This window comes from Sphingomonas sp. CCH9-F2 (assembly GCF_001556735.1).
GTDB classification, from domain to species: domain Bacteria; phylum Pseudomonadota; class Alphaproteobacteria; order Sphingomonadales; family Sphingomonadaceae; genus Sphingomonas; species Sphingomonas ginsenosidimutans.
The window spans coordinates 1-3169 of record NZ_LSJO01000054.1; the positions used below are offsets into that span (position 1 = coordinate 1).

Genomic DNA, 3169 nt, shown 5'->3' on the forward strand with positions numbered 1-3169 from the left:
GGGGCGGCGATGGCAACGCGGATCGCGCGCCCCGCATCTTCGGCAACGGGGCCGTAGATCTCGGCGATCTCCTCCAGCTCGACAGCCAGGTCGACGGGGGTGAAGCTCTCCTTGCCAATCCCCGCCTCCGCGCGGGTGATGCGCAGCGCGGTTTCGACCATCGCCAGCAGCCGTTCGCCCTCCGCCAGCGCGCGGTCGACCGCATCCTGCGCGGCCGGTTCGGTGACCGCGGCGGCAGCGCGTTCCAGCGCCGAGCGCAACCGGGTGAGCGGCGATTTCAGGTCGTGCGCCAGCCCGTCGGTCGCGATCGTCAGTTCGGCGACCAGCCCGTCGACGCGGCCCAGCATCGCATTGACCGACTGCGCCAGCGCGGCGAAGGCATCGCCGGAGCGGTCGGCGGGCACGCGCCGCGACAGGTCGCCGTCGCGCACCGCATCCAGCGTCGCGACCGTCGCATCCAGCCGCAGCACGATCATCCGCGCCGCCAGCCACGCCGCCAGCGCGGCGAAGGCGATCGCCAGCGACAGTGCGAACAGCGTCGCCGCCTCCAGCAGCCGCACCGCGCGGCGCTCGCCTTCCACCACGCTGCCGGTCAGCAAGCGGAGCCCGCCGGGCAGCGCGGTGGCGCGCAGCAGCATCGCCTCCGGCGCGTCATGCGTGATGCGGTAGAGTTCCACCTGCGCCGCACCGCGATCGACCGCGACATTCGGGGGAAAGGCGGCCAGATTGCCCGCGATCCGCCGCCCGCGCGCATCGGCGAGCAGCATCACGCTGCCCGGCGTCACCACGCGGGTGGTGCGCAGCGCGATCGCGCGCGCCAGTTCGGCATCGCCCCCCGCCGCGCGCACCGCCAGCAGATCCTGGCGCAGCACCTCCCCCGCCTCCGCCGCGCCGGCGCTGACCTGCCGCAGCACGACGATGCGGATCGCGGCGAGCAGCGTCGCGGCGGCCGCGATCTGCAACAGGAACACCAGAGCGGCGAACCGGAAGGTGGTGGACCGCCACAGCATCGCGCGCGTCAGGGCGTCGCGCCCAGACGGTAGCCCGCGCCGCGCACGGTGTGCAGCAGCGGGCGCGCGAAGCCTTCGTCCACCTTCTTGCGCAACCGGCTGAGGTGCACGTCGATCACGTTGGTGCCGGGGTCGAAGTGATAGTCCCACACCCCCTCCAGCAACATCGTGCGGGTCACCACCTGATCGACATGGCGCAGCAGGAATTCGAGCAGCCGGAATTCGCGCGGCTGGAGTTCCACGACGCGCCCGGCGCGCTTCACGCGGCGCGCCAGCAGGTCCATCTCCAGATCGTCGCACACCAGCACCGTCTGCACCGCGGGCGCCGCCTTGCCGCGGCGGATCAGCAGGCGGATGCGCGCCAGAAGCTCCGCGAAGGCGAACGGCTTGACCAGATAATCGTCGCCGCCGCCGGTCAGCCCCTTCACGCGGTCCTCGGGCGAGCCGAGTGCGGACAGCACGATCACCGGCGTGTCGATCCCCGCGCCCCGCAGCGCGGCCAGCACCGCCATGCCGTCGATCCCCGGCAGCATCCGGTCGAGGACGATGCAGTCGTAGCTGCCGTCGGTGGCGTGGAACAGGCCGTCGCGGCCGTTGTCGGCGCGATCGACGGTGAACCCTTCCTCCACCAGCCCCTTGGCGACGTAATCAGATGTGGCGGTATCGTCCTCCACCAGCAATATCTTCGCTGACAAGCGGCCCGCCCTCCTTCGGCATCGTCATGCGCACCTCGGCCGCATCGCGCAGCACCACCAGGTCGACATCGACCCCTGATGCCACCGCGCGATCGACCTCCGCAAGCGAATCGGGCGCATGGCCGTCGACGCGCTCCACCACGTCACCGACGCGCAGCCCCGCCGCCTCGGCCCGGCCGCCGGCGCGCAGACTGGTGACGACCAGCCCCGCGGGCAGCCCCGCCGGCGCCGCGACGAAGGTGGCGCCGGTCGCGTCCGGTCCCGCGGCGCGCGGCGCGCGCATCGCATGGATCGACAGCAGCGCCCCCAGCGTCGCCAGCACCAGGAACGCCAGTGCCGCACGTCCCAGCATCTGCAGCGTCGTCATCCCGCCCCCTCCGCCCGTGCCCGATCCGGTACGCCGCCGCCCTGCGCGCGCGCCAGCGACAGCAGTTCGTCGAGCCGCGCCATGATCGACTGGTCGATCACCTCATGCATCCGCAGCATTTCCAGCTCGGTGCGCAAATTCACCTCGTAATCCAGGCTGGCGGCCAGCCGGTCCTTCGCGGCCTGGCGGTTCTGGCTCATCATGATCACCGGCGCCTGCACCGCGGCCAGCGTCGACAGCATCAGGTTGAGGAAGATGTACGGATAGGGATCGAACGGGTGACCCCAGCGCGCCAGCACGTCGCTGTTGAGCACCATCCAGCCGACCAGCACCAGCGTGAAGGCGATGATGAAGCCCCACGATCCGCCGACCGCCGCCACCCGGTCCGCCAGCCGGTCGCCCAGCGTCGCGCGTTCGTCAGCGACGTCGGCGGCGTCGCGCGCGATCGGGCGGCGTTCCTGCATCTTGGCCAGCACGTTGCGCTCTTCGGCATCGAGCGCGGCGGGCGCCTTGCCGATCAGCCGCGCGGCGAGGAGATGGAGGGGATTGCTGGCCATCGACGGTTCCTTTCGATCGATGGCGTAGCGCACGCCCGGTGATCGGCACGTGGGCGCAACATGACCAATCGCTCATGTTCCCGACAGGCGCGCGCCAGCCGCGCTGCGCCATCAGCACCGCGATGCCAGTGCGCAACCGCCCCGACCCCCCGACCCCGAACAGCAGCGCCGGCCGCGCACGGGCGCTGGACGAGCGGATTTGCCGGATGATCTGCCCGATCGCGTCGGCGATGGTCGGCGTGTGCCTGACCGGGATCGGCCTGTTGCATCTGGCGACGGGGGTGGGCGCACCGGCGGGGATCGCCGACGACCTGCTGGCGATCGATTCGCTGCTGTTCCTGGTCGCGACGCTGGCGTCGTACATGGCGCTGCGCACGCTGCCCAACCGCCGGCTGCACCGGCTGGAACGGACTGCCGACGCCGCGTTCATCGCCGCCATGCTGCTGCTGACCGCGGCGTGTTTCGTCATCACCTATGCGCTGAGTTCCTGACCATGGCCGATCCCACCCGCCGTTCGAACCCGCTGGCCGCCGCGATGGG

Annotated in this window: 5 protein-coding genes; 1 reads left to right on the top strand and 4 read right to left on the bottom strand. The window is 71.6% G+C overall.

Annotated elements, in window-relative coordinates; all coding sequences use genetic code 11:
- The 4 genes from AX685_RS01490 to AX685_RS01505 form a co-directional block, all read right to left on the bottom strand.
- Positions 1-1010, bottom strand: a 1010-nt coding sequence (locus AX685_RS01490; protein ID WP_066484609.1) for a histidine kinase dimerization/phospho-acceptor domain-containing protein, incomplete at its 3' end; no start/stop codon positions are given.
- An 8-nt stretch (positions 1011-1018) separates the two neighbouring features.
- Positions 1019-1705: a winged helix-turn-helix domain-containing protein gene (locus tag AX685_RS01495; protein ID WP_066484612.1), complete on the bottom strand. Its 687-nt coding sequence runs from the start codon at positions 1703-1705 to the stop codon at positions 1019-1021.
- Positions 1659-2072, bottom strand: a complete 414-nt coding sequence (locus AX685_RS01500) for a PDZ domain-containing protein (protein WP_066484615.1) — start codon at positions 2070-2072, stop codon at positions 1659-1661. The genes AX685_RS01495 and AX685_RS01500 overlap by 47 nt, the downstream gene beginning before the upstream one ends.
- Positions 2069-2629, bottom strand: coding sequence for a DUF1003 domain-containing protein (locus AX685_RS01505; protein ID WP_066484617.1), 561 nt, complete (start codon positions 2627-2629; stop codon positions 2069-2071). The genes AX685_RS01500 and AX685_RS01505 overlap by 4 nt, the downstream gene beginning before the upstream one ends.
- 74 nt (positions 2630-2703) lie before the next feature.
- Between AX685_RS01505 and AX685_RS01510 the strand changes: the two genes are divergently transcribed.
- Positions 2704-3120 carry a hypothetical protein gene (locus tag AX685_RS01510; RefSeq protein WP_231738495.1) on the top strand — a complete coding sequence of 139 codons (417 nt, stop codon included), beginning with the start codon at positions 2704-2706 and terminating at the stop codon, positions 3118-3120.
- Positions 3121-3169 lie beyond the last annotated feature (49 nt).

What these genes read in the sequence shown, in the direction of transcription:
- AX685_RS01500 (WP_066484615.1), bottom strand. Translation starts at nt 2,072, where the DNA reads ATGACGACGCTGCAGATGCTGGGACGTGCGGCACTGGCGTTCCTGGTG.
- AX685_RS01505 (WP_066484617.1), bottom strand. Translation starts at nt 2,629, where the DNA reads ATGGCCAGCAATCCCCTCCATCTCCTCGCCGCGCGGCTGATCGGCAAG.
- AX685_RS01510 (WP_231738495.1), top strand. Translation starts at nt 2,704, where the DNA reads ATGTTCCCGACAGGCGCGCGCCAGCCGCGCTGCGCCATCAGCACCGCG.